The 25,003-nt window shown below is 41.5% G+C and carries 19 protein-coding genes; 7 read left to right on the top strand and 12 right to left on the bottom strand.

The annotated features are described in order from the left end of the window. Nucleotides 1-66: 66 nt before the first annotated feature. Nucleotides 67-999 carry an aminoglycoside phosphotransferase family protein gene (locus tag J2S05_RS11915; RefSeq protein WP_306983069.1) on the top strand — a complete coding sequence of 311 codons (933 nt, stop codon included), beginning with the start codon at nucleotides 67-69 and terminating at the stop codon, nucleotides 997-999. On the opposite strand, the gene J2S05_RS11910 is transcribed toward J2S05_RS11915, so the two are convergent. The 4 genes from J2S05_RS11910 to J2S05_RS11895 all read right to left on the bottom strand — a co-directional run bounded on the left by J2S05_RS11910 (nucleotide 996) and on the right by J2S05_RS11895 (nucleotide 6,279). Continuing rightward, the gene (locus tag J2S05_RS11910) at nucleotides 996-1,604 is read right to left on the bottom strand and encodes a DedA family protein (RefSeq protein ID WP_306983067.1); all 609 of its coding nucleotides are present in this window, start codon (nucleotides 1,602-1,604) and stop codon (nucleotides 996-998) included. The genes J2S05_RS11915 and J2S05_RS11910 overlap by 4 nt on opposite strands. A gap of 147 nt (nucleotides 1,605-1,751) precedes the next feature. Then, nucleotides 1,752-4,802 (bottom strand): YhgE/Pip domain-containing protein, encoded by a 3,051-nt coding sequence (locus tag J2S05_RS11905; protein WP_306983065.1) that lies wholly within the window; start codon nucleotides 4,800-4,802, stop codon nucleotides 1,752-1,754. After that, entirely contained in the window at nucleotides 4,799-5,314 is a 516-nt protein-coding gene (locus J2S05_RS11900) for an Rrf2 family transcriptional regulator (RefSeq protein WP_306983063.1), read from the bottom strand. The genes J2S05_RS11905 and J2S05_RS11900 overlap by 4 nt, the downstream gene beginning before the upstream one ends. A gap of 107 nt (nucleotides 5,315-5,421) precedes the next feature. Then, nucleotides 5,422-6,279 (bottom strand): LysR family transcriptional regulator, encoded by an 858-nt coding sequence (locus J2S05_RS11895; RefSeq protein ID WP_306983061.1) that lies wholly within the window; start codon nucleotides 6,277-6,279, stop codon nucleotides 5,422-5,424. 115 nt (nucleotides 6,280-6,394) lie between these two features. On the opposite strand from J2S05_RS11895, the gene J2S05_RS11890 reads away from it, so the two are divergent. Then, the gene (locus tag J2S05_RS11890) at nucleotides 6,395-6,958 is read left to right on the top strand and encodes a flavodoxin family protein (protein ID WP_306983060.1); all 564 of its coding nucleotides are present in this window, start codon (nucleotides 6,395-6,397) and stop codon (nucleotides 6,956-6,958) included. 223 nt (nucleotides 6,959-7,181) lie between these two features. Here the strand turns inward: J2S05_RS11890 and J2S05_RS11885 are convergent, their stop codons facing one another. Together J2S05_RS11885 and J2S05_RS11880 are read right to left on the bottom strand one after the other, a co-directional pair. Next, nucleotides 7,182-7,628: a Dps family protein gene (locus tag J2S05_RS11885; protein WP_306983058.1), complete on the bottom strand. Its 447-nt coding sequence runs from the start codon at nucleotides 7,626-7,628 to the stop codon at nucleotides 7,182-7,184. Between the two features lie 83 nt (nucleotides 7,629-7,711). Continuing rightward, on the bottom strand, nucleotides 7,712-8,029 hold the full coding sequence (locus tag J2S05_RS11880; RefSeq protein WP_306983056.1) for a CHY zinc finger protein: 318 nt from the start codon (nucleotides 8,027-8,029) through the stop codon (nucleotides 7,712-7,714). A 209-nt stretch (nucleotides 8,030-8,238) separates the two neighbouring features. Here J2S05_RS11880 and J2S05_RS11875 point away from each other — a divergent pair, with 209 nt between their 5' ends. The 3 genes from J2S05_RS11875 to J2S05_RS11865 all read left to right on the top strand — a co-directional run bounded on the left by J2S05_RS11875 (nucleotide 8,239) and on the right by J2S05_RS11865 (nucleotide 15,849). Beyond that, a complete protein-coding gene (locus J2S05_RS11875; RefSeq protein WP_306983054.1) occupies nucleotides 8,239-9,741 on the top strand; it encodes an AbgT family transporter in 1,503 nt (500 codons plus the stop codon). A 24-nt stretch (nucleotides 9,742-9,765) separates the two neighbouring features. Further along, complete coding sequence (locus J2S05_RS11870) at nucleotides 9,766-11,115, top strand: M20/M25/M40 family metallo-hydrolase (RefSeq protein WP_306983052.1); 1,350 nt, start codon at nucleotides 9,766-9,768, stop codon at nucleotides 11,113-11,115. 438 nt (nucleotides 11,116-11,553) lie between these two features. Continuing rightward, nucleotides 11,554-15,849, top strand: a complete 4,296-nt coding sequence (locus tag J2S05_RS11865) for a S8 family serine peptidase (protein WP_306983051.1) — start codon at nucleotides 11,554-11,556, stop codon at nucleotides 15,847-15,849. A 129-nt stretch (nucleotides 15,850-15,978) separates the two neighbouring features. Here the strand turns inward: J2S05_RS11865 and J2S05_RS11860 are convergent, their stop codons facing one another. Then, a complete protein-coding gene (locus J2S05_RS11860) occupies nucleotides 15,979-16,875 on the bottom strand; it encodes a macrolide 2'-phosphotransferase (protein ID WP_306983049.1) in 897 nt (298 codons plus the stop codon). Between the two features lie 380 nt (nucleotides 16,876-17,255). On the opposite strand from J2S05_RS11860, the gene J2S05_RS11855 reads away from it, so the two are divergent. Then, the gene (locus tag J2S05_RS11855; RefSeq protein ID WP_306983047.1) at nucleotides 17,256-17,450 is read left to right on the top strand and encodes a hypothetical protein; all 195 of its coding nucleotides are present in this window, start codon (nucleotides 17,256-17,258) and stop codon (nucleotides 17,448-17,450) included. 50 nt (nucleotides 17,451-17,500) lie between these two features. On the opposite strand, the gene J2S05_RS11850 is transcribed toward J2S05_RS11855, so the two are convergent. From J2S05_RS11850 to rpoN, 5 genes are all read right to left on the bottom strand, one after another. Then, the gene (locus tag J2S05_RS11850; RefSeq protein WP_306983046.1) at nucleotides 17,501-18,574 is read right to left on the bottom strand and encodes a DNA alkylation repair protein; all 1,074 of its coding nucleotides are present in this window, start codon (nucleotides 18,572-18,574) and stop codon (nucleotides 17,501-17,503) included. 72 nt (nucleotides 18,575-18,646) lie between these two features. Then, nucleotides 18,647-19,144 (bottom strand): hypothetical protein, encoded by a 498-nt coding sequence (locus J2S05_RS11845; RefSeq protein ID WP_306983044.1) that lies wholly within the window; start codon nucleotides 19,142-19,144, stop codon nucleotides 18,647-18,649. An 80-nt stretch (nucleotides 19,145-19,224) separates the two neighbouring features. Beyond that, nucleotides 19,225-20,085 (bottom strand): N-acetylmuramoyl-L-alanine amidase, encoded by an 861-nt coding sequence (locus J2S05_RS11840; protein ID WP_306983042.1) that lies wholly within the window; start codon nucleotides 20,083-20,085, stop codon nucleotides 19,225-19,227. Between the two features lie 162 nt (nucleotides 20,086-20,247). Further along, nucleotides 20,248-21,537: a metal ABC transporter solute-binding protein, Zn/Mn family gene (locus J2S05_RS11835; protein WP_306983041.1), complete on the bottom strand. Its 1,290-nt coding sequence runs from the start codon at nucleotides 21,535-21,537 to the stop codon at nucleotides 20,248-20,250. Between the two features lie 83 nt (nucleotides 21,538-21,620). Next, entirely contained in the window at nucleotides 21,621-22,931 is a 1,311-nt protein-coding gene (gene rpoN, locus J2S05_RS11830) for an RNA polymerase factor sigma-54 (protein ID WP_306983039.1), read from the bottom strand. Between the two features lie 79 nt (nucleotides 22,932-23,010). Here rpoN and J2S05_RS11825 point away from each other — a divergent pair, with 79 nt between their 5' ends. Continuing rightward, nucleotides 23,011-24,903 carry a sigma 54-interacting transcriptional regulator gene (locus J2S05_RS11825; protein ID WP_306983037.1) on the top strand — a complete coding sequence of 631 codons (1,893 nt, stop codon included), beginning with the start codon at nucleotides 23,011-23,013 and terminating at the stop codon, nucleotides 24,901-24,903. The last annotated feature ends 100 nt before the right edge of the window (nucleotides 24,904-25,003 follow it).

The raw sequence follows: 25,003 nt of genomic DNA, 5'->3' as shown, positions 1-25,003 counted from the left end.
GCGGAGAAGGTAGCACTATGTACCTCTCCGCCCTATTCTCATGCTAAAAGGAGGAACCAACCATATATGATAGATTTAACTTTGTTACAGAACTCTATTCCAGCTATACAGCATGCTACTACATTAGAAAAAATAACCAAAGGATTTTCACCTGATCACAAATACATCGTTCGTTTTAATCATCAACCATCACTTATTTTAAAGGTTGGTAGCTCAGGCACTATTAATGACCGGAGAAAAGAAGCGGATCTCTTGCTTTCCCTTCATGCTAAGGGCGTGCGTTGTCCTAAACCAATCGACAGTGGACACCTTCTTTCGTTAGACCATTTTTACCAGCTCTATTCGTATATAGATGGAGATGATGCAGAGACCGCATTACCTCAGTTATCCAAAAACGACCAGTATAAAATCGGTTTAGTAGCTGGTAGAGAACTCGCTTTAATGCATGAGGTACCAGCTCCAATATCCATTGCCTCATGGGAGGAAAGAGCGCTAATCAAACATACTAACTATCTAACTAGCTATCACTCGATCGGAGTGAAACTGCAAAATGATCATAAGTTGATTGATTTTATTGAAGCAAATAAACAATATCTAAAAGGCCGTCCTAACCGATTTCAGCATGATGATTTTCACTTGAATAATATCATGATAAAGGACAGCCATTACTCTGGAGCGATTGATTTTAATGGGTATGATTGGGGAGATCCATATCATGACTTTGTAAAAATTGCCCTTTTCTCAAGACATACAAGTATCCCTTTTTCAATTGGACAAATTCATGGATACTTTAATCATCAGATCCCAGAATTGTTTTGGACTCTATATTCCATTTACACAGCTATGACCGTTTTTTCTTCAATCGTTTGGTCATTACGTGTTGCACCAGAGCAATTTGATGAGATGCTCGACCGACTTCACACTGTGCTGCGGGACCATCATTCATTTGATCAAGTTGTGCCTTCTTGGTTTACAAGAAATGTTCAAGCGTTCCTCTAAGCACGTCTACGGCGACGAATATACCAAACCACTACGACAATTGCGATGACAGCAATCGCCACATACGCTACATCTGAATAGACAGCCATATAACCTAGTACGTCTTCCCACGATTCGCCAAGCCTTGCTCCTAGCAAGACCAGTATTGTATTCCAGATAATTGTCCCGAGTGTTGTAAACAACAAAAAGAGTAGAAACGGCATGTTGGACATACCCGCTGGAATAGAAATCAAGCTTCGGATCAAAGGAACCATTCTACAGAAAAACACCGTCCAGATTCCGTAGCGATCAAACCAAGCATCTGCCTTATAGAGGTCCTCCCGTTTGAGTCGAAGGATTGGTCCAAATCGATCGATGATTTTTTCCAGCCTAGCTACATCAAGAAGTAACCCCACTCCATATAAAAGCGCAGCTCCGATTACAGAACCCAGCGTTGAGGCAATAATGACACCCGTCACTGATAGATTGGTGGTGGTTGTCATAAAGCCACCAAACGTCAAAATAACTTCGGATGGGATGGGAGGGAATAGATTTTCCAGTGCAATCATTACGAACACGCCGAAATAACCGAACTCCTCCATAAAGCTCATAATCCACTCTTCCACTGCATGACTTCCTTTCCAAACGTAAATTCCTATACTAATTTGAAAATAGCAGACAAGCCTCCTTATAGCTAGTTAAATTTTTATGAATTGAGAACTCTTATGTAACAAAAATAAGCCCGATGGCACTACCACCGGGCTTTTTTGATCCTATGCTTCTGCTGGACTATCACTGTCCATTCGTTTTGATTTAATAACAAAGTAACTAATAGCTCCAGCTGTGAAGACTACAAAGATTCCAGCTAATACAAGCAAATCACCTGTCATCGAACCACCGAGTGTAATCGCCTCACGATATGCATTAACTGAATACGTCATTGGTAGGAACGGATGAATCGCTTGGAAGAATCCATTTGATAGTTGGATAGGGAAAGTGCCTCCTGCCGCTCCAAGCTGAAAAATCATCAGTATTAACATCATAAAGCTTCCTGGAGGGCCGAGAAGAATATTAAAGAATTGAACCAAAGCCATAAAGGCAATCGAAGTCACGACTGCTACAACTAAGGTTGCACCAATGCTTTGAGGTTCCAAGCCTACAATCCAAATCATCACGCCTACAAGTACTCCCGCTTGTATAAGTGAAACAGTAAAATGAACTGAGAATTTACTCAACCACCATTTTACCCCTGACTCAGGATACTCAGCTGGTTCCTTAATTGGGAACAGTAAGCAATAAATTACCGCTCCTATAAATAAAGCGACTGACATCATATATGGGGCCATTCCATATCCATAATTCGGAAGTTCGGATATTTGAGTTTCAGAAAGCTCTGTTGGAGCAGAAAACATCCCTGCATTATCATCCTCTGAATGAATGGATTGAACCTCATCAGCTCCTTCAGCCAATGAATCTGCAAGCTCTTGTGATCCATCAACGAGTTTAACCGATCCATCCTTTAATTCATGAGCGCCATCATTTAATTCTCCTGCACCGTCAGATAGATCATGTAACCCACTATTTAAAGAATGAATTCCATTTTGGATCTGCGGTAGACCTTGTGCTAGAGAATTTGCTCCTTCTACTAGAGCTTCTCCGTTTTCATCGAGTTGCTGTGCGCCTTCGGTTAATTCAGGTCCATTCTTCGCGAGCTCATTCGAACCAGCTGAAAGCTCTTCCCCTCTATCAACCAATTCTCCAGCACCGCTCGATAGATCAGTAGAATTGTCATTTAACTCGTTTGATCCATTAGCAAGCTCTGTTCCCTTATCAGCAAGCTGCTGTGTTCCAGTGGTTAATTCACTTGACCTTGTACTTAATTCATCAGCACCTGAATAAAGCTTCTCAGCTCCACCTGAAAGCTGGTCTACTCCTGCTGTGTACTGAGTGATTCCTTCTGTTAGTACTTCTGCTCCCTCATTCAGACTAGAAGCTCCATCTGCCGCTTCTTGTGAGCGTTCTGCAAAGGTCGCTAACCCATCCGTTAGCTGTCCACTTCCTTCATGGACTGCACTCAATCTGTCTGAAAGCTGGGTCAACCCGCCTTGAAGTGTGTCTGATCCATCTCCAATGATTCCGGCCTCAAGATTAGCATAGCCATTTTGAAGTTTCTCTGCCCCTTGAACTAATTGATCAAAGCGACCCAATGCGTCAGGAACTGTTGTCATTGCTTCATTCAGTGATTGGACGTTCTCATTTAACTCAGCAGCTGAGCCTTTTACTACTTCTAAACTCTCATTTAATACAGTTGTATCTGTTTCAACTGACTGATTCGTTTGAGCTGTCTCAACCTCGTTCAATAGAGTTTCTTTTTGTTCATCCGTTAACTCTGCATCGCTTCGAGCGATTACATCACGTATTTCAGCATCGTTTGAACTCTTTTTCTCTTGTATTTGTTCATCTAGAGCAGCGATGTCCCCTGAAAGAGATTCAAGTGCTGAACTAATCGAAGAATCGATCTTTTGACCACTTACATGTTCACTTATTTGGCTTAATGCATCCTGTATTTCTTGTAGACCTTGGACTAAGCTTTCGGCTTGACCTGCTGATCCATCAAGACTCTCCGCAAATTCATCCACTTTTTCTTGAAGAGTGGACGACCCTTCATCAAGTAAAGCCAGTCCATCTGTGAGCTCAGAACCTTTTTCAGAGATAGATTGAGCCCCTTCATTCAACTGGTTAATTCCAGGAGTCAAACTCTCTAGACCTTCTGATAGTTGAGTACTCCCTGTCACTAGGCCTTCGCTGTTTTTAGCAAGTTCACCAACACCGTCTTTTTGCTCGGTTAATCCATTTTTTAATTGATCTACGCCTTCTGTGTATTGCTGCACACCCTCGTTCAGTTGCCCTGCACTTGACGTATACTGCTGGACACCCTCATTCAATGTACCAATGCCAGACGCAAACTGTTCGACTCCGTTATATAACGAGCCAACTCCCGATACATATTGCTGAACCCCGTTGTTTACGTCAACTGCTCCGGCTGTGAAATTCTGCACACCTGAATTCAAACTACCTACACCCTGCGTATAGTCGTTTACGCCTTTTGCGAGCTCAGATGCTCCACTTGCCGCATCTCCTACGTTTACTTCAAGTTCTTCTCCACCCTCTTCAGCTGACTTCGCTCCTTCTTGGAACGTCACAGTACTATCTGCCATGACCTGAAGATTATCTTCTAACTCTTGATTGCCATCTTTTAGTTCCGTTGCTCCATCAGATCCATCCTGAAAACCTTCACCAACGTCATCCAGCTTCGCGAACATGGTCTCCGCGTATTCCTTCGTGACGGTTTCAGCAATTTCCTGATTAAGCTCTTTCGCGGCCGATTCACTAATCTTCTGTGCAATATAATTTTGACCACCACTTGTATAATATTCAAAGTTCATCTTCTGTGGTTGATCGTCTAGTACCGTCGAAGCATGCTCCGAAAAATTCTCAGGAATGACCACCACCATATAATAGTCACCCGCATCAATTCCATCCATAGCAGCTTCTCGATCAACCATATGCCAATCTAAACTGTCGTTGTCTTCAAGGTTCTCTACCAAATCTTGTCCAACTTGCAAGGTTTCACCCTCATACTCCACCGGCTGATCCTCATTCACCACGGCAACAGGTAGCTTATCTGCCTTCCCATATGGGTCCCATGAACTTGCGAGGAAAATTCCCGCGTACAAGCTTGGAATAATAAGTAGCGCCAATACGACGACTAACAGCTTCCTGTTTTTTAAGAGTTTAGCCCACTCTGCTTTGATTATGCTCACTTTGCAACGCCTCCACCTTTCTCTTCAGTAGCCTCAGCATCTGCAGGGTTCTCTTGATTCCAATCATAAAATCTCAACGTTTCAAACCCAGTAATCTGCAAAAGCATTTCTTTTAGCGACAACTGCCCTAATGTCTCTCTGTAGCTAATCTGTGCTTTGAGAAAACCATCCTTAAAGATTTGCTCCCCTTTATCTGTGATATCCGATTCTGGGAATGTCCGCTGAAATAACCCGTCTAGTTGTAAGAAATCTCCTGATCCCTCAATCGCATTAAATAAATCAAGCGCAGTCAGCTCATCAATCGGACGAGCCATTGTGAATCCTCCGTTTGTACCAGAGACAGACTGTATCAATTTATGAACCACTAGTTTTCTCATCACTTTTTTTAAATACGAAGAAGAAACATTCAAACGACTACTAATAACGTCGCTTTTAACCGGCCTATCCTCCACTTGAGTCGCAAGAATAACCAAAATACAAGCTGCTTGCTCAACTCCACCTTTAACCTTCATCTATAAATCAACCCTTTCATTAGAGACTTAAATTGTACATAATAGATAAAAAATGTCCACGATTGGAGTATACTCCCCTCTCCCCTTCATTGCAACACTCAAATACTTTATTTCCAAACAATCGCTGCTTCTCGCATCACCTTCATCATTTCTTCGATTGCACCAGTTCTCTGTTTATTCTTATGGCAGACCGCAAATGAAGAAATGCGTGTAACACTATGAATTTCTTCCGCCTTTATTGTTCCTGCTTCTACCTCATTTTTGATATAAAAGTATGGTAGAAGCGCTTTCCCAATTCCACTAATCGCACATTGTTTAATCGCTTCCGTGCTCCAAAATTCTAGTTTGTCTTTCCCTTGCCATCCGCGACTTATTACTAGTTCATCCATAAGGCTTCTGTAACTACACTCGCCCTCCGTATATAGAAGTGCATCATCTTCTTTTTCTAGATTAGCTCCAGCTATCATCATTCTCTCTAGCTTCATTTTTTCTAAATAAAGGTCATGATGTATCCAGTCATCCTTCTCAATGATTAACGCTAGGTCTAGTTCACCACTTTGAAACTGGCTCGTTAGATTCTGGTAATTAATTGAACGCAAGATCAACTTCACTTTCGGATGCATTTTTTTGAAGTGGGCTAAAACCTCTGGCATTCTTGAAATGATCAGGGATTCAGACGCTCCGATCCTCAACTCTCCCGTCAGTTGATCATCATCCTGCAAAACCGCTTTGGCTTGCACATACTTCTCGACAATTTCTTTTGCATAGGGTAAGAATTTACGGCCATGCTCCGTCAGTACGATTTTGCTCCCTAAGCGATCAAACAACTTCTTTTCTAATTCCCTTTCTAGTTCTTTTATATGATTTGTTACAGAAGATTGAGCGTAACCCAATTCATCGGCTGCTTTCTTAAAGCCCATTTTTTGAACGATCATGATGAATGTGACCAAGTGTCGTAACTCCATTATGTAAGCCCTCCATTATTCATTTTATCGAATTGTTCTATCTATATTATTCATTTTACTGATAGAGAGATCAGACGTAAACTAAAACTACCCCAACCATTAAAGGAGTGTAGGAATGAACTTACTCACGATCTACACAAGCAGTCGTAGAAATGGAAATTCAGAGCAACTAGCAAAACACGTGACAGCAACTATCAACACAGCTGAATTATTTCTATCCGACTTTTCGTTTCAACCGATTAAGGATCAGCGCCATTCGAGACAGACATTTGATCCAATTCATGATGGATATAGAGATGTGCTTGAAACATTCTTACAGTACGATACCTATCTATTTGCTATCCCCGTTTATTGGTTTAGCATGCCGGCTCAATTAAAGATCTTCATTGATCGTTGGTCACAATATATGCGAGACCCACAACTACGTTTAAAAGATCAGCTGACAGGAAAGAAAGTATATCTCGTTGTAACTGCCAATGATGAGCCACTTGAACAGATCACAGCACCTCTCGTTCAACAGTTTGACCTTATCTGTAACTTTATTGGGTTGGAACTTGTTGAGGTGATCATTGGTAAGGGGAATAAACCTGGAGAAGTTCTAGAGGACCACACGGCTCTTCAAAAAGCAGCTGAACTAAACAAAAAGTTATTAAACCGCGCAGAGGCTCTTCGTAAATAACAGAGTAAATGAAACTTGAAATCAAAAAAGGACCGAACAACGATGTCGTCTTTGCACATCATTGTTTGGCCCTTTTATATTAATTGAATGAAATCCTTCAGAAAAATACTCGATTTCTGTGGACACTGATGATACCAGTGCACCTACTTCAGAGGTGTAACGATATTGTTCATCATTTTATCTCATATGAGTTGTTATGTCCCAGCCACTTCAGATTTAACGATTATCCCAAATAAGCTGCGAGCATCCATGTGTGCTTGTCTAGCTCTGCCTTCAAAGCAATAAACATATCTGCTGTTGATTCATCTTGCGCTTCTTCAGCAGCTTGAATGACAGCTTCTGCATGTTTGGATACTGAGGTAAAGTCTTTTTCAATCGAAGCGACCATATCTCGTGCGGTTTCTTGTCCAGTTGCCTCTTCTACGTTAGAAGTAGCTAAGAACTCCTTCATTGTTGCAATGGGTTGTCCTTTAATTGCCAAAATACGCTCAGCAATCTCATCAACGTGGGCTCCTGCTTCGGTATAAAACTCTTCAAATTTAGCATGTAACGTAAAGAAATCTGCTCCCTTTACATTCCAATGGAAATTATGAAGCTTTGTATAGAGCACATTCCAGTCGGCTAGTTGTTGGTTCAATTCTTTTACTACTGTTTGATTTGTCATAATCATAACACGCTCCTTTGGTTAACTTATAATTATATTATATATCTTTTAATACATAATATCAAGTGATAATTATTATAAATAAGGATTTATTCTTCAAAATAAATGGATGAATGATGTTTACATCCCTCATTAAACAATGAGCCGCAGTTCGGACAAAAATACCCACCTCTTAAGTAGTCATCTATCCGAAGTTCAGATTGACATACTCCGCATAGGATTGCTTTCTCATTGTAATTCTCTTTAGACCAAACTTTTATTGGGTGATCTTCATGTTCTTGATGACATTGATAACAAGGATAATAATGTCCGCAGCATTTGAATTTGATCGCAATAATGTCTTTTTCCGAATGATAGTGAACACAGCGTGTCTGCTCATCTAGTAATGAACCTTTTATCTTTTTCATTTATTTACCTCTTTTCCTTCTACTTTAAACAAGCATTGATATGAATGCATCATGAACAGTGGAACCGTCGATATTCCATAGAGTATTAAAATGAATTATCTTATTTGTCTTGCAATTCTATGTATTTACAGATAATATATTGGGATGCTTACTAGACACTAATCGACAAACTTCTTGTATATCTGCAAGAAAAGAAGGGATCCCTATTCATGAAAAACATTGGTCAAAAATCTTTACTAGTCATCGAAAAAATAGGGAACAAACTTCCTGAGCCTTTAACTATTTTCTTACTTTTAATTGGACTATTATTTTTATCCTCCACTGCTTTCCAACTATTTGGCGTTACCGTAAGCCACCCCAGCACTATGGAGGAAACAGCCATAAAAGGACTGTTAAGCCGAGAAGGCATTGAATACATTGCTACTTCTCTTGTTTCGAACTTTGTACAATTTACCCCCCTAGGAATCGTTATAACGATGATGCTCGGGATTGGGTTAGCTGAACGAGTTGGATTACTTGAGACTTTCATTAAAAAAATGATGCTGTCAGCTCCAGTATGGATGATCCCATATATGATCTTTTTTGCTGGTAATTTTGCCACAGTTGCAACAGATTCAGCCTTTTTAATTGTGCCTCCTCTTGCAGGAATTATCTACTATTCACTTAAAATGAACCCACTTGCAGGGATTATCACTGGCTTCGCTGGTGTATCCAGTGGGTACGCTACAGGCATCTTGATTACCGCGAACGAGCCTTTGCTCGCGGGCATTACTAATGAAGCGATTGCTATACTAGGCAGTGATGTCACAGTTAGTCCGATCAGTAACTATTATTTCATGGTTGCAGGTGTCATCATTTGTACCCTTATTGGCGGAACGATTACTCGTAAAATTACAGAGCCTAGACTTGGTGTCTATCATGGGGACCAATCAGAAGAAGTTAAACCCGTAACAAAAGAAGAAACAGCTGCCTTAAGGGTTACTGGTATCGTAGCAGCTATCTACCTTGCTATCCTAGCCGTTTTAATTTTCATTCCAAACAGCCCACTTCGAAATGAAGCTGGTGGACTACTTCCTTCACCATTGCTAGATGGACTTGTTACATTCTTACTACTATTCTTCTTTATTATTGGATTAACGTATGGAATGAAGATGAAACGTATTCGCAGCATGAACGATATCGGCCGATACATGGGCGAATCTGTTAGCAGTATGAAAAACTTTATTGTGCTTGTGTTTTTCATTGCACAATTCACTGCTTTCTTTCAGTGGACAGGCATTGGATTATGGCTCTCAGTTACAGGAGCGGAAACATTGACCTCACTCGGCTTTACCGGTATTGGTGCCATTGTATGCTTTATAATTTTCACATCGATTATAAATATGGTTATCTCAAGTGGATCTGGACTCTGGGCGATCTTCGCTCCTATCTTTATTCCAATGTTCATGCAGCTTGGCTACCACCCAGGTTTTATTCAGATGGCATATCGGATTGGTGATTCATCAACCAGCATGATTTCACCTTTACTTCCTTATATGGTTGTCATCTTAGAATTCTTACGCAGATGGGATAAGAAGATGGCGCTTGGAACCTTGATTTCCTATACACTGCCTTATTCCATTGCTATACTTATCGGATTAACATTATTATTTGTCGTATTTTATTTGATAGGTATCCCTATTGGACCTGATGTAGACATTTTCTTGCCATAATTTATTCGTAGGAGGTTATTCATAATGAGCATTAAAGCCATTGATACTCTTGTTCAAGAGCAAAAACAGCAATCGATTGAAACGTTGTTTACGCTTCTTAAGCAGGAAAGCATTAGTACTCAGAACAAAGGGATGCGAGAGTGCGCGTCACTTATGCAAGAACTGATGAGAGAAGTTGGCATCATACCAGAGTTGCATGAAACAAAAGGCCATCCTATTCTTTATGGTGAGCTGGCATCTCCAAATGAATCAGCTCCTACCATTCTACTCTATGGTCATTACGATGTTCAGCCACCAGATCCACTCGACCACTGGATAAGCCCGCCATTTGAGCCTACTATTCGTGATGGACGTATCTATGCACGAGGGGCCGGCGATAACAAAGGACAAATTGTAGCTCAACTTTTGGGCGTTAAGGCTTACCTAGAAGTCTATGAGTCTCTTCCAGTTAACCTAAAGTTTGTTATTGAAGGCGAAGAAGAAATGGGTAGCGTACATTTGCCAGAGTTTGTACAAGAACATAAGGACATGCTGCAGGCTGATCTGGTTTACACAGCTGATGGGCCTTCGCATAATAGTGGCCTGCCTCTAGTATTACTCGGTGTACGCGGTATGCTCGCGCTAGAAATTGAAGTTGAAGGCGCAACGTTTGATAACCACTCGGGTAACACAGGCAATATCGTGCCTAACCCTGCCTGGGAGCTCATGGAATTGCTTCAAACCATGCGCGGTCCAGATGGACGTGTTCTGGTTGATGGCTTTTACGACCATATTCGTCCGTCCACTCCTGAGGAAGACAAACTTCTTAAAGAGCTGCCTTTTAACGCAAAAGAAGTAGGCGAAAAAATCGGCTTCCCTTCCTTAGATTTGGATGGTGATAGCTACCATCGAAAATTAACTATGGAACCAACCTTTAATATCTTTGGTCTAAAGAGCGGCTATCTGGATGAAGGTGTCAAAACCATCACTCCATCTAAAGCAAGCGTAAAGATTGATACACGACTTGTGGTAGACCAGAACCCCAAGGATGTCTTTGATAAAATTGAGCGACACATAAAAGCCCATCTTCCACAGGCTAAGGTAAACTTCCTTGGGTCAATGGATCCTTCTAGAACGCCAGTCAGCACAAAAATCGTACAAAAAGCGATTCGTGGTATTAAGGAAGCGTACAATCAGGATCCTCTTATTCAACCAAGCTTAGGTGGATCTCTTCCTGATTATGTATGGACAAATATCCTTGAAGCCCCATCCATGCTTATGCCTTATGCTAACTTTGATCAACACAATCACTCTCCAAATGAAAATATTGCCGTTGAGAACTTTCTAAACGGTATCAGTTGCACAGCCCATGTAATACACGAACTAGGGAAATAGGGAAAGTACAGGAGTTCAAGCTCCTGTACTTTTTTTGATCGTTCAATCGTCCGGAACTAACTTTGACTGCCCAGTAACATAAGTCTATAGCCTCAGGTTACGCATCAATCTATTTCACCTCCCATTTCCCCTTCAAATTTTTATTTTCATCGTTTATTAACTGTTATTCTTCTACGTCCATTCTTCCTTCTAAACCAGTCCAGTCTAGTGTTTAAGTGTTATTTCTATATTGAATCAATCCGGTAAATCCTTATTTAATGGGACTTACGGCTACCTGCCTAATTCAATATTACTTTATTCTTAATTTTCAAAATAGTGCTGTTTTCTACATATATATTAGCTATGATACTTACTATCAACGAGATTTACATAAAAAAGAAAATTAGTAGGAAGAGGTGACGATTAAGCAAGAAAAAAATGACTGAAAGGGGAAAATGCATGCCAAATAAAATGAGAATTAGACAATTTGTTTCAATTTCATTAACGATGCTGTTCATTTTCACTTTATTACTACCTCACCAGACGTTAGCACAATCGGCTAGTACGTCTGTTTTTGATTCTGCGCAGACAAGCTCCGAGAAGATTAGTGATCGCCTCTATGAAGAATTTGAAAAAGAGGAATACGTTACGTTTCTATTAAAATTTAAAGAACAAGTAGATACTGCCGAGGTAGCAGCGAGTGTGGCTGGAACTCAGCAGGCGCAAAATGCTTCAGCCTCGCAAATGAAATTACTTGAGCGGTCGGCTATTGTTTCAAGCTTACGTGCGACAAGTATTGATACACAAAAGGAGGTTACTGCTTTTCTAGAGAAGGAGCTCGAGGAAGATAGGGTTAAAGACTTCGAATCCTTTTTTATTGTAAATGGTATGGCTGTAACTGGAACAAAAGAAGTTATGGAGAAACTAGCCACTCGATCTGAAGTAGAGAAAGTACTTCCGAACGAGGTTAGGCAGCTGAATCCAACAGAACAAACATCATCAGAAACACCTGAAGCAGCAGCTGATTCTGATATCGAGTGGAATATTGGTCACATTGGAGCACCAGCAGTGTGGGAACAAGGTATTGATGGAAGCGGAATTGTTGTTGCATCTATTGATACAGGTGTTCAGTGGGATCATCCGGGTCTAGTCGAACAATATCGCGGGTATGATCCAGCTAACCCAGAAAGTCCTACCCACGATTTCAACTGGTTTGATGCTACCGCAGGGGAGAATGTGCCTTATGACGATGATGGTCACGGTACACATGTCACTGGAACAATGGTTGGGGTTGAACCAGATGGATCAAACGCAGTCGGTGTAGCACCTGGAGCCAAGTGGATTGGGGTAAAAGCATTCACTGATATCGGCGGTACAGATGCTGACTTGCTTGCTGCCGGGGAGTGGATTATTGCTCCAACTGATGCAGACGGCAATCCACAGCCAGAAAAAGCACCTGATATTGTGAATAACTCTTGGGGTGGCGGACCGGGCATAGATGAATGGTATCGCCCTATGGTCCAAAACTGGAGAGCAGCAAATATCTTTCCAGAATTTTCGGCTGGTAATACGAATTTCTTTAATCCAGGTGGACCTGGATCTGTTGCAAACCCAGCAAACTATCCAGAATCCTTTGCAACAGGTGCAACGGATATCAATGATAACTTAGCTGGATTCTCCCTTAGAGGTCCTTCTCCATACGAAGAGATTAAACCAGAAATTGCAGCACCGGGCGTGAACATTCGTTCAACCGTTCCAGGCAGTGGATATGAAGGTGGATGGAACGGGACCTCCATGGCAGGTCCACACGTCGCTGCGGTGGCTGCCTTACTTTTACAGGCTAATGCCTCTCTAACGGTAGATGATCTAGAAGAGGTCCTCACCTCTACTGCGATTCCGTTAACAGACGATGAGTATCCAGAAACCCCGAACCATGGGTTTGGTCATGGTTTGGTTAATGCTTATGATGCTGTAGCATCTGTTCTAAATGGAATTGGTACAGTAGCAGGAAGTGTCACAAAAGATGGCGAAGACACAGAACCTCCCGCTTATGAGCATGAGCCAGTTACAGAAGGGTATGCTGGAGTGGACATTCCTCTAGCTATTACGGCAACGGATGATATTGGCGTAACGGGGGTTGAGTTAAGCTTCCGCACAACAGATGATTGGACATCCGTTGAGGCGAGCCTTGTAGATGGAAACCATTTATCTGGTTCATACGCTGCGACTATCCCTAGCGAAGTAGTTGAAGGAGAATCCATTGAATACAAATGGACGATCACTGATTTCGGGGACAATGTCACTGAATCAGACACTTATGAAATCTCGATTTTAGCTGCTATTGGTGTAGGCTATGAAGAAGACTTTGCCACTAAACCACATGGTTGGTATTCATTCGGATCTAATGATGTTTGGGAATGGGGCGAACCACAATCAGGACCTGGTGAGGCTCTGACTGGCGATCATGTCTATGCTACAAACCTAGCAGGCGATCACCCGAATAATGCAAACATGACTCTTGTGATGCCTCCAATCGATTTAGAAGATGGAGCCGCTTATTTACAATTCACACATTGGCATGAACTAGAGAACAACTACGACTTTGCCCATGTCTTCATCTCAACAGACGGACAACAATGGGAAGCACTTGAACGCTTTAATGGTGCAACAGCTGACTGGATTGAAACAGAAATTGATCTTTCAGATTATGCTGAACAACGCATCTATCTAGGATTTAATGTTACATCTGATTTCTCTATTACAAATGAAGGATGGTTCCTGGATCAGGTCACATTGAGTGATGAATCCACTTCTCCTTCGTTCACACCTGGAGTTGAGCCTCCAAACCATACGTACTTTAACCACAACATGGCAAAAGAAGAAGTAGATCCATCTAAGATTCAACCGGCACAGTCTAGTGTCAAAAAACCAGCCGTATCTAAGAATGACCCAGCCATTGAACTTGCAGCGCTGCCTGTACAAGCTACAGTAAATGTTTTGGAAAGCGGACGCTCTGTTCAAACGAATCCGGCTGACGGAAGCTACCAGCTAAAACATGCGCCTGGTGATTTCACGCTACGTGCTGATGCTTATGGATTCCAATCAGAAGAACAGACCATAACTGTTGAAGCTGATGCGACAACGACAGCTCATTTCACTTTAACAGAGATTGCGGAAGGCACTGTAAATGGTGTCGTCAGTAATGATGCAACGGGAGAACCAATTGCCGGAGCAACAATCACATTGCTTGAGGATGGTCATATCGCTCCTGTTCAATCAAACGAACAAGGTGAATATGAACTATCAGCGTATGAAGGAAGCTACACATTACAGTTCACTGCTCCTGGTTACTACAGCCAAACGATAGAAGTAACAATTGAAGGAAATGATACAGTTTCACACGATGTATCATTAGAACCTTTTATCGGGTACGAAGGAGAAATTGGGTATGACGACGGAACAGCTGAAAATGCGCGTGTCTTCTTTGAAGCTGGCAATGGCTGGGCAGTCAGAATGTCACTGGCTGAAGGCGAAGATCGTGCACTCGTTACAGGAGGTCTATTCCGATTCTGGGATGAAGAATGGCCGGTACCTGGTGGAACAGCCTTTAAGGTAGCTGTCTATGACGCAAGTGGATCAAATGGGGCACCTGGAAACCAAATTGCAGGTCCTATTGATGCTACAGCAGAGCGTGATGGAAGCTGGACAGAAGTCGACCTTTCAGGTGAAGGAATTTTAGTAGAAGGAGACTTCTATTTAGTCTACATTCAATCTGTCGCCAACCCGAATGCACCTGGCTTAGCCACAGATGAAGATGGACCACTAGCTGAGAGAAGCTGGGAGTTTGTAGGTGGAAGTTGGTCACAAACACCTGCGATTGAAGGAAACTATATGATTCGCGCAAAAGTAAATTATGAATTAAGTGCACCAACCATTACTTCCCCTGAGGATGGTTCTTTCACAAGTGACGAGATTGCTACAGTCGAAGGTACTTCTTCAGCAGCAACAGACATCACGATTTACAATAACGGTGAAGAAGCAGGATCAACAACGACCGATGAAGCAGGCGGTTTCACCACAGACATTGAGCTTTCTGAAGGGAATAACGAGTTAACGGCCACTGCCGTTACGGATTCAGGAGAGAGCGATTCATCTGAACCCGTCACCATCATTCTTGATCAGACTAGCGTCGAGCTAGAGATCACTGAACCTGTCGATGGGTCAAAGTCGAACCGCGAAACTGTGACCGTCAAAGGAACCGCGACTGATGACCACTTAGATACAGTGACCGTTAATGGTCAAGGCGCAGATCTGAAGGATGATGGAACCTTCAGCAAGCGTATCTTACTTGATAACGGAAGCAATGACATTGAAGTCATTGCAACAGATAAGGCAGGAAACGAAACTTCCGAGCATATCACCATCGATGTGAAGTTTGATAAACCAGTCATCGAGAATCTTAAACCAGATGAGGACAAAGACCTCAAATCTGGTGAATCCGTTAAAATTGAATTCACTAGTGAGGAAGACCTGGATGCCACTTTCATCATCCGCATGCCACTAACCAACACTACCTCCAATGCAACGGAGCTGCCAATTCGTGAAGAAAGCGATGGCGTATATGTTGGCTACTGGACCGCTACCTCTAATGTAGAAGTAGAAGGTGCCCAGATCGAAGTCATTGTCCGAGACGACTATGGCAATGAAACACGTGAAGTCGCTCCGGCGAAGTTGAATGTGAATGTAGAAGAGTAAGAGAAATAAGAGAAATAAGAGAAATAAGAGAAATAAGAGAAACCCCCAGTGAGACATGGAGTCTTACTGGGGGTTTTTAAGTTTGCATGGCTTCTCTACTAATCCTACTAATCTAACTAGTCATGTTACTTAGCTATCACTTTCCAGCATGTGTACAGCTGCGTTTTGCATATCTTCCATACCTGATACTTTAGCAAATTCAGCAACGGTAATACCACTTGTTGTTAAACGTTCAGCAATATGATCTTCCATTCTCGTCCATGTTCTTCCTCCGGCATTGTCATAGGCATCTATTAACTTCATAAGTCCGTCTTTTCCAAATAGGAGAAGATGCGACATGAAATCTACAGACACATCTGCGACCCCGACTTCTGTCCAATCAATAAACCCCGTAACATGATTGTTCTTATTCATAAGAATATGTCCCGGATGTAAGTCTCCATGTTTTACACCTACAAAAGATGGCCAAATAGAATCCTCTGCTAGCCAGGCTTGCCAGCGATTCCATAGATTCTCGTTCACATGGTATGTTTCTTTCACGCGTTTCATTCGTTCCTTCATAGAAGTCCTTAACTCACTAGCATCAAGAACTTCAACTCCAATCTTTTTGAATTCTTCTTGAGGTAACGAGTGTAAATTTGCTAGTGACTTTCCTAATGAGTCATAATATGAAGAAGGTACTTTCGTTTGATCGAAGCTCCAAACATAGTTTTGTTTTTCAATGTCAATCGTCGCTACTGGAATACCCTGTAACTGCTTATAGGCAATGATGTCTTTTGAGAAAACAGACCAATTCGGAACGTGGAAGTCTGCATGTTTATTGAGAAGGTCTAACGCTCTTTTCTCTTGTAGGCTATGTCTCATAGACTGCGGCCTGCGAGGCAATCTAAGAATCCATTTATCACCTTTTTGGTCCGTGGCGTGCACTACTCTAAAGTCAACGCCAGACTCATTTATCCTCATTGTTTCTTCTAAGATATCTAATCCATTGCGATTGGTTAATTGTTTAATTTCTGATGTTTTCATATCTAGTTCCTCCATATGTTTGTGGTTAAGAGTAAACGAGAATACTACAAACAGACGTCTCCCATTGTATGAAAAGAACATACGAAAAAAAGACAGATTTATCTGCCTTTCTTCACATAAAAAGTATATACTTTTCCCGCTGAAGATTATTAAAAATGTGCAGACTACTCCCGTTTACTCTGCTTTATTAAAACAGAGCCTTTGAACATATTAAATTACTTATTGTTCAACGTTTGTTGGCGTAATCTACCTGAAAGCATCATTTTTAACAACCCTCCTTCAATTAACTTTAAGATACTATACCTTAATTCTGTGTATATAACAATGGTTGATTGACCGAAAGATTAATTGCTCTAATTTGATAAGGAGGAAGAATGTACATGGACTATAAACAATCTGAATTAGTTGAAGCCAAACGGCAAATTGATTCCATTTTACACAAGCTTAAAGAAACAGTAAAAACTCTTGAATCTAAAGAAAATCCACATAGATATAAATCCCAGATCACCTTAGCTAAAAGGCGTATAGACGCACTAACCATTTCTGTATCTCTTATTGAAAGGGATTTAGATTAAAAGGTTGAAAAGATCTAAGGAGAGATAAGGCAGTTCGATCTTTCTTCTATTTACCCAACCTCAAACTCCACCGACACCTTCTCTTCCCCATTTACAATCAACGTTAACTGATGCAAACCAGGGTGATGTGTACGTGTCGATAGATCTTCAAAGGCATGGGTTCTTGAGTAGGGCTTTGTTTCTTTTTCTTTAATTGACGTTTCTGAGAGCTTAAATACTTTACGCGTCCGATGACCTCTCGCCTTAACATAATCAATGGCATATTCTACTCGAAGCTTCGTATCCACTTCAGAGAACAGATCAAATGAGAAATCAACCCGCTCACCGATTTTGATCGATGCTGTTTCAAATTGGAACTCTTTAATATGTAAGTTCTGACTATTTTCATAACCAAAAAGAGAAAGGATTTGTTTGTCTCCTTTTTTTAGTAAGCTGCGACTGGCATGTTTGATAATCCAATTGGTGTCTTCGTTCCCCCCATACCAATCCATCGCTATTTGAATAAACAAGTCCGGATGAGTCTTCGTGATATCATTTAAACTATTCGCAACACTTCTGCGTACATAGAGAGACTCGTCCTGCTTTAGCTTTTCTAGAATAGGCAAAAGTGGTGTTGGATCCTGCTTAAAACTCGGTACAGAGATTCCCCATGGTAACCGCGGACGACTCCCCTCACTAGCTAGCCTTCTCACATGCTCATTGGAGCTATCTGCCCACACTAGACATTGCTTGATCATACTTTCAGTGTCCTTTATAAAATAGGGACGAACCGCAAATTCAGCTGTAGAATACTGCGTTAATACTTCCAGAGCATCCATGGATTCGTTCCAATAATCGAGCCCATAGCATTGAACAAAATCAGGGAAAACGATGCCCCCCAACCCATTATAAGGAGGGGCAACTTGAACAAGAATCTCAAGGGCTTTTGTGTAAGGGTCAGGTAACGTCTTGCATAAAGCCTCAGTAATCCGACGCTTTCTCTCCATCAATTCAAGAGACGACCAATCCGGCTGCAGGATTAATGTTCTAAAATCTTCAGCCACAAAATCAGGAAAAGTAGTTTGTAGATCAGAAGTTAATCTATCGACATAAGCTTCGTTATAAATATTCTTTAACGGTTCCATACGATTCTCCTTTTAAAGACAGAATGATTTCACTCTCTTTATTATATGAGAATATACGTTCGCTCACAAGGGTCATGATCGATTTCGACATCTTCTAATGACCAATATAGAAAGGCCTACTAACCCCGTGATGCTTCCTACCAATATAGGTGTAGAGAGGAAGCCCTTAGGAGTAGGTTCTGTTGGAGGTATTCCTTGGACATCCTCTTGCAGGTCGTTGAAGAAACCCGTTCGACTACAAAGTTCCATTGTGTATTGGCCAAAGGGCATTCGATCGGTATAGACAAGCATCTTCTCCTGTGATTTAAAAAAATCACCATCCCATTCAGATCCCATTACCTCTACAGTCTCTTCTACCGATCCTTTATACACATCTTCAACTGCGAATGTATACGTGTATTCTTGTACTTTTGTCACGTTTCCACTAAACACCACATTCGCACGCTCATACGATTCATCCGCTGAGGTTTCTGCGCAATCTAATGCAAATGAAGTCTTCGAATGACTCAATTCAACTAATATGATCAAGCCAACAAGTAGAAGCAGACTAAAAGTACGTTTTCGAAACATACGTATCCACCCTCTCATCTATTGAATATACTAAGTATATGATAGATAGGAGCTAGTAGATGAACAAATTATTCAACTTTTTAAGACTGTGTAATCCCACTTACAATGGCTATTGCCGCTTTCTCCTGGTACTCTTCTGTTTTTAATAAGGTCGCATCCTTTTCATTTGAGACAAATCCTGTTTCGACTAGTACGGATGGCATATTCGTATGCTTTAATACATAGAAATCTGCAGCGAAAACACCTCGACTTCTGTTCCCGGTCATCTCAACAAGCTGATGCTGAATCGATCTGGCCACCTGTTTCCCTTGTGCGCTTCCATGATAATAAAACGTTTCAATTCCATTAGCCGCGGCATCTGCATATCCATTTGCATGAATGCTGACAAACAAATCTGCTGGCCATTCATTCGACTTCAATGCCCGATTTTCTAACGAGACAAAGGTATCTACCTCTCTAGTCATAACTACTTCGTAACCTTCGTCCTCTAATCTATTTTTCACTTTATGCGAAATGGCCAATGCCACCGTTTTCTCATATAAATCATTGCCGACTGCGCCAGGGTCCTTTCCCCCATGGCCTGCATCAATAACAATACGCGAAAAATCCATTTGTTCCGACTCGGGTTCAGGCTGGTGTGGTTCGTCTTCCTGTTTATCTGGCGTTCTTGGCGCCTTAATCAAATAAGACGTGCTCACAAAACCTAACTGTCCCTCATACGTCATCTGCCCCCAGCCATTCCCCACATGTATAAATTCAATTCGTTCACCTGGAGGAAGGCTGCCTATAATCGTCGCCTGCTCATTCGGTGCTGCTCTCACGTTTAGTGAAACCTGCGTATCCACCTCTCCCATTTCTGCTGCTAATGTATCCTTGCTTAAGCCAAGTACGAAAAGCAACATGAATACAAGTGAAAACAAAACATAGATTTTCTTACCCATTATTCTAACTCCCTTCCATCCCCTGCTAAACTCTCATTTCCTCATTCACAGTTTTGACAGGTTACTAGAAAATAATCATAGATTGAATAAATGGGTGAAATAAATTTTTAAAAAAGGGATGAACATAAAAAGCCCTCCAAATTGCCGGAGGGCTTTTTTCCATTATTCTGCTGATAATGCCGTTTTGAGTGTGTCGATATTTTTTCGCATAAGAGAGAAGTAGTCTTCTTCATTTGCTACATCTTCATCTGTTAAGCTTTCGAGCGGATAAATCGTCAGGGCTTCTGCTCCGATTTCCTTTTGCACAACTTCCGCTACAGCTGGTGTAATATTCGGTTCGAATAACACGTATTGAAGTCCCAGCTCTTCAGCATAATCTACCGTTTGAACAAGCTGACTCTGTGAAGGCTCATTTGTTGGTGAGATTCCCGCAATGCCAATCTGTTCAAAACCGTAGCGGTTCTCCCAGTAACCATAGCCTGCATGGGACACAATAAATGTATTGATATCTGCACTCTCCGCAACCTCTTGGAACTGACCATCTAGCTCTTCGAATTGCTCAACAAGGTTTTCAAAGTTCTCTGTGAAATAAGCCTCTTGCTCTGGTTTTAGCTCAATTAATTGGTCCTTAATATTTTCAGCGAGTTCAATAGATAAGACCGGATCTAGCCACACATGCGGATCAAATTCACCATGTGAATGTCCATGATCATCATCATGATCATCTACATTGATAGCAAGTGGGGATGACTGTGCAAGCACATCGTGATCATCTCCAAAAAGCTTGGCTTTGATCTGTTGCCCATCTACAGCTTCGCCTTCATATACTGCTGTTCCATTATCAGGAACCACTTCCCAGGCTTCCTCATCTTCAGCATCCGCGCCAGGAGCTAATGTATACCAATGCCAATGATCAGAATCTGCCTCACTTGGAGCAACAGCCGTTAAATGAACGTGGTCTCCAGAGTGATAATGATCAGATAGACCTTCAACTTCAACAGTTTCCGGTGCATCCTCACCATGCTCATGATCTTCTGCACTGTGATCATCGTGTCCATCTTCTTCATGTTCGTGGTCATGATCATGGTTATCAGGAATCAAATCGACTCCAGTTACTGCTTCAAGTGTCGCTACATCTTCTCCATCTACAGCGCTAACGACTTTATCGGCAAAGGCTTCTATTCCTGCCCCGTTATAGAAAAAGGCATCGGCACTCGCTACTTTAACCATTTCTGTTGGAGTAGGTTCATATGTATGAGCATCTGAACCAACCGGCACCATGTTTGTTACATCCACATATTCTCCACCAATTTTTTTTGTCCAATCCTCAATAGGGAAAATGGTCGTATAGATTTCTAATGTATCATTCTCTTCTACTTGTTCGCCTGATCCAGACGAGCATGCGTTTAAAAAGAGCAACGCCGCTCCGGCCATTACTAATTGCTTTTTCATCATTCGACTCCTCTTTCGTAACAATTACGATCTGTGTATAAAAGTTAGTATATCGGAATGATTCTTATTTGTAAACAGAGACTTCAATTTTCATATCTTTTTCTTTTCATTGATGAATGGATTCCGAGCTCACCGCGATATTTAGCAATGACACGTCTTGATAAATCCACTCCCTTGTTTTTGTATAACTGAACTAGTTCTTGATCTGATAATGGGCGAAGTTTCTCCTCTGATGCTACGAATTCCTGTAACCATGTCTTTAATGTTTGCTTGGAGACTGAAGAGTCGTTTCCACTCGTCGCAAGCCCTGCTGAAAACAATGATTTAAGTTCCAGTAGTCCTTTTGGTGTCTGCGCATATTTATAAGCGGTCGCACGACTTACTGTAGACTCATGTACTCCCATGACAAGCGCAACCTCTCTTAACGTAAGCGGATTCAAGATCCCTCGTTTTTCCACTAGAAAAGCATATTGGTGATTCGCGATCACCTCGGCCGCTTGTTTAATCGTTCGTTGTCTTTGTGCAAGGCTCTGGATTAACCACTCAGTTTCTTGTATTTTTTGCTTGGCATAGGTTGCATGATCTCCACCGCTTTTCAGCAACTGTTGTTTGTATACCTGATTCACTTTTATGCCTCCAAGCAATTCATCGATTACATGGACAATCAGCTCACCCTCTTCATTCACCGTAATGGAGACATCGGGAACAACATAGTGAGGGAGTTCTTGAGAATACATCCTTCCTGGGTATGGATCAAGCCTCAAAATCAGATCATGGACCCTCTGGATTTCACTTGCTTCCACTTCGTAATGAGTGGCTAGCGCTTTCCAATTCTTTGATGCTAACCACTCCATATGATTCGCCACCATCTGCTCAGTTAGCTCACATCTATTCGTTGCTCTTCTTAGTTGAAGAAGCAGGCATTCTTTTGAATCCTGTGCCCCCACCCCCGCTGGCTCCATGTCCTGAAGCATCTGCAAGTATGTGAGCCCTTGATTCATTGAAAGTTCTCGCTCGCGACAGAATTCCTCCATAGGTATCGTCAAATACCCATCTTCATTTATTGAGTCTATTAGATAGATGAGATGACTCCGATCCTTTTCTTCATTCTCCATATAAGAAGCTTGCTCAATTAATACATCACGTAGACTTCTATTTGCACTATGATTTTCAAGAGCTCGATGTTTAGCATCACTGGAGATTTTTGATGTTTGATGAAATAATGGATTGGATATATAGGTTTCACTTAGTTCGATTAATGGATTTTCAAGTGCTTGTTCTTTTATAAAATCTCTAACGTCAATCGTTGAATAGGAAAGTAGCTGTATAGCCTGCTTTAACTCATGTGTCATCACTAAACTGGTGGTCTGCTGTTGAAATAAACCCATCTCCATAAGAACAGCCCCCTTTTGAAACTCATCATAGCATATTCTTTGTTTAATCTATCCGAAAAGTAGATGTAGGAGGTTTATCATGAAAGATATCCTAGTGATTGCTCCATTTGACTTAACGAAAAGCCAAATCCGTAACTTAGAAGAATCATTTAACAATCTTCCCTACCGTGTCCGATTCTCAGAAACCCAAACCCCTTACAGCCAAAACCTCGAGGCCATACACTCTAATACGGGAGCTATTGTTTCAAGAGGGGGCTTGGGAGAATTACTTAGAAATAAAAGCTCCATTCCCTATATTCAGATTCCCATCACCCCTTTTGATCTGTTGCGGTCAATTATTCACGTAAATAATCAAGGGTTCCAAAAAATAAGAGTCATGTTCTACGCAGGAATCTTTCATGACACAGAATCCATTATTAGTGAATTCGGTTCCTCACACATAGAAGTGGAAACCTATCACGATCCAAACTATGCAAAGAAACAAATTAAGCTGTTAGCCGAACAACAGTCTGTAGATGCAATCATTGGTGATCGATTAGCCACTGACTCAGCTAGAGATGTAGGCATCCCTTCTTTTCTCGTTAAGTCAGGTGAGGAAGCGCTAGTTTTTGCCATTGAACAGGCAGTTGAAACTCTGAATCATCAAATAGAACAAGAAGCTAAGAGACAAGAAGTAGAATCAATTTTGCAGGTGGTCCCGCAGGCTGTAGTAAATCTTAATGCACAAAATGAAATTAAGATGTGTAACGAACAAGCAAGAGTCCTGTTCCCTAAGCTCGCTCCTTCATTTGAAACTTTACCGTACTCCGATGTATTTACCAGTCAGCAATTACAAGACCAGCTCAACGCACAAACACCTAAACGTAATATATTAACCAACGTCGGAGATCAGCAAATGCTTGTGACAACAACGCCCATTTTTTCTGATGGACTCTACACAGGCGCCATCCAAATATTTGAACGCTTAGCCGATATTCAGAAGCTTGAGTTAAAAATACGCAAAGAGGTCTATCAAAAAGGACTAACAGCAAAGCACACCTTCGAAGATATTATATGTGAGAATCTAGGCATGAAGAAGCTGGTGAATGACGCTGCCGCATTTGCCCGATCTGAGGGTACGGTTCTCATTTATGGGGAAACCGGTACAGGTAAAGAATTATTTGCCCAAAGCATTCATCATGCTAGTCATCGCCAAATTAAACCATTTGTCTCTATTAATTGTGGATCATTAAATGAAAACCTATTGGAAAGCGAGCTATTCGGCTACGAAGAAGGAGCATTTACTGGCGCCATGAAAGGTGGTCGAGCAGGGTTATTCGAACTTGCTCATGAAGGCACTCTTTTCTTAGACGAAATCAATGAAATGTCACGCAGCTTCCAGACAAAACTACTCCGTGTTCTACAAGAAAAAGAAGTTCGCAGAGTTGGAGGAATGCGTTATATCCCTGTCAATGTCCGCATTATTTGTGCCACTAATCAGCCTATGGACAGGTTGATTCAAGAGCAACAATTTAAAGAGGATTTGTACTACCGTATCTCAACCTTGACCATTGACCTGCCCCCATTAAGGGAGCGAAAGGAAGACATCCTTCCTTTAGCAATGCATTTTTTAGATACAGAAATGAAAAGAGAAAATCGATTTTTGCGCCTACGCAACGGGAGCGAGACACTTGAACCTTTTACATCGAAAAGCTGGTATGGGAACGCGCGCGAGCTACAGAACATCATCCAACGACTTGTTATTACATACCCAGATCACGAGTTAACATCTGATGGAATCGCCTCATATCTCGAAAGCAATAGCAGACCAGACAATACGGTAACGATTCCCATATCAGATTCCTTTAAAGAAATGGAGAATTCCCTTTGGACGAGCCTATATCAACAATTTCAGGGCTCAAAACAAGAGTTTTGTGACCACTATCAAATTAGCCCTACGACTCTATGGAGAAAACTTTCGAATTTGAAATAAGCGTTTCATATTTGAAATGATTCTTTTTGACAATAGCCTATTGTTACACCTCATCAGGTTGGCACACTTTTTGCATATCTATTAATGAACGAAATTTATG

This window comes from Alkalicoccobacillus murimartini, from assembly GCF_030813245.1.
GTDB classification, from domain to species: domain Bacteria; phylum Bacillota; class Bacilli; order Bacillales; family Bacillaceae_D; genus Alkalicoccobacillus; species Alkalicoccobacillus murimartini.
The sequence above is the reverse complement of the archived record's forward strand: the minus strand, read 5'-3'. Positions and strand labels throughout refer to the sequence as shown.

What these genes read in the sequence shown, in the direction of transcription:
- J2S05_RS11915 (WP_306983069.1), top strand. Translation starts at nt 67, where the DNA reads ATGATAGATTTAACTTTGTTACAGAACTCTATTCCAGCTATACAGCAT.
- J2S05_RS11900 (WP_306983063.1), bottom strand. Translation starts at nt 5,314, where the DNA reads ATGAAGGTTAAAGGTGGAGTTGAGCAAGCAGCTTGTATTTTGGTTATT.
- J2S05_RS11895 (WP_306983061.1), bottom strand. Translation starts at nt 6,279, where the DNA reads ATGGAGTTACGACACTTGGTCACATTCATCATGATCGTTCAAAAAATG.
- J2S05_RS11890 (WP_306983060.1), top strand. Translation starts at nt 6,395, where the DNA reads ATGAACTTACTCACGATCTACACAAGCAGTCGTAGAAATGGAAATTCA.
- J2S05_RS11885 (WP_306983058.1), bottom strand. Translation starts at nt 7,628, where the DNA reads ATGATTATGACAAATCAAACAGTAGTAAAAGAATTGAACCAACAACTA.
- J2S05_RS11880 (WP_306983056.1), bottom strand. Translation starts at nt 8,029, where the DNA reads ATGAAAAAGATAAAAGGTTCATTACTAGATGAGCAGACACGCTGTGTT.
- J2S05_RS11875 (WP_306983054.1), top strand. Translation starts at nt 8,239, where the DNA reads ATGAAAAACATTGGTCAAAAATCTTTACTAGTCATCGAAAAAATAGGG.
- J2S05_RS11870 (WP_306983052.1), top strand. Translation starts at nt 9,766, where the DNA reads ATGAGCATTAAAGCCATTGATACTCTTGTTCAAGAGCAAAAACAGCAA.
- J2S05_RS11865 (WP_306983051.1), top strand. Translation starts at nt 11,554, where the DNA reads ATGCCAAATAAAATGAGAATTAGACAATTTGTTTCAATTTCATTAACG.
- J2S05_RS11860 (WP_306983049.1), bottom strand. Translation starts at nt 16,875, where the DNA reads ATGAAAACATCAGAAATTAAACAATTAACCAATCGCAATGGATTAGAT.
- J2S05_RS11855 (WP_306983047.1), top strand. Translation starts at nt 17,256, where the DNA reads ATGGACTATAAACAATCTGAATTAGTTGAAGCCAAACGGCAAATTGAT.
- J2S05_RS11850 (WP_306983046.1), bottom strand. Translation starts at nt 18,574, where the DNA reads ATGGAACCGTTAAAGAATATTTATAACGAAGCTTATGTCGATAGATTA.
- J2S05_RS11845 (WP_306983044.1), bottom strand. Translation starts at nt 19,144, where the DNA reads ATGTTTCGAAAACGTACTTTTAGTCTGCTTCTACTTGTTGGCTTGATC.
- J2S05_RS11840 (WP_306983042.1), bottom strand. Translation starts at nt 20,085, where the DNA reads ATGGGTAAGAAAATCTATGTTTTGTTTTCACTTGTATTCATGTTGCTT.
- J2S05_RS11835 (WP_306983041.1), bottom strand. Translation starts at nt 21,537, where the DNA reads ATGAAAAAGCAATTAGTAATGGCCGGAGCGGCGTTGCTCTTTTTAAAC.
- rpoN (WP_306983039.1), bottom strand. Translation starts at nt 22,931, where the DNA reads ATGGAGATGGGTTTATTTCAACAGCAGACCACCAGTTTAGTGATGACA.
- J2S05_RS11825 (WP_306983037.1), top strand. Translation starts at nt 23,011, where the DNA reads ATGAAAGATATCCTAGTGATTGCTCCATTTGACTTAACGAAAAGCCAA.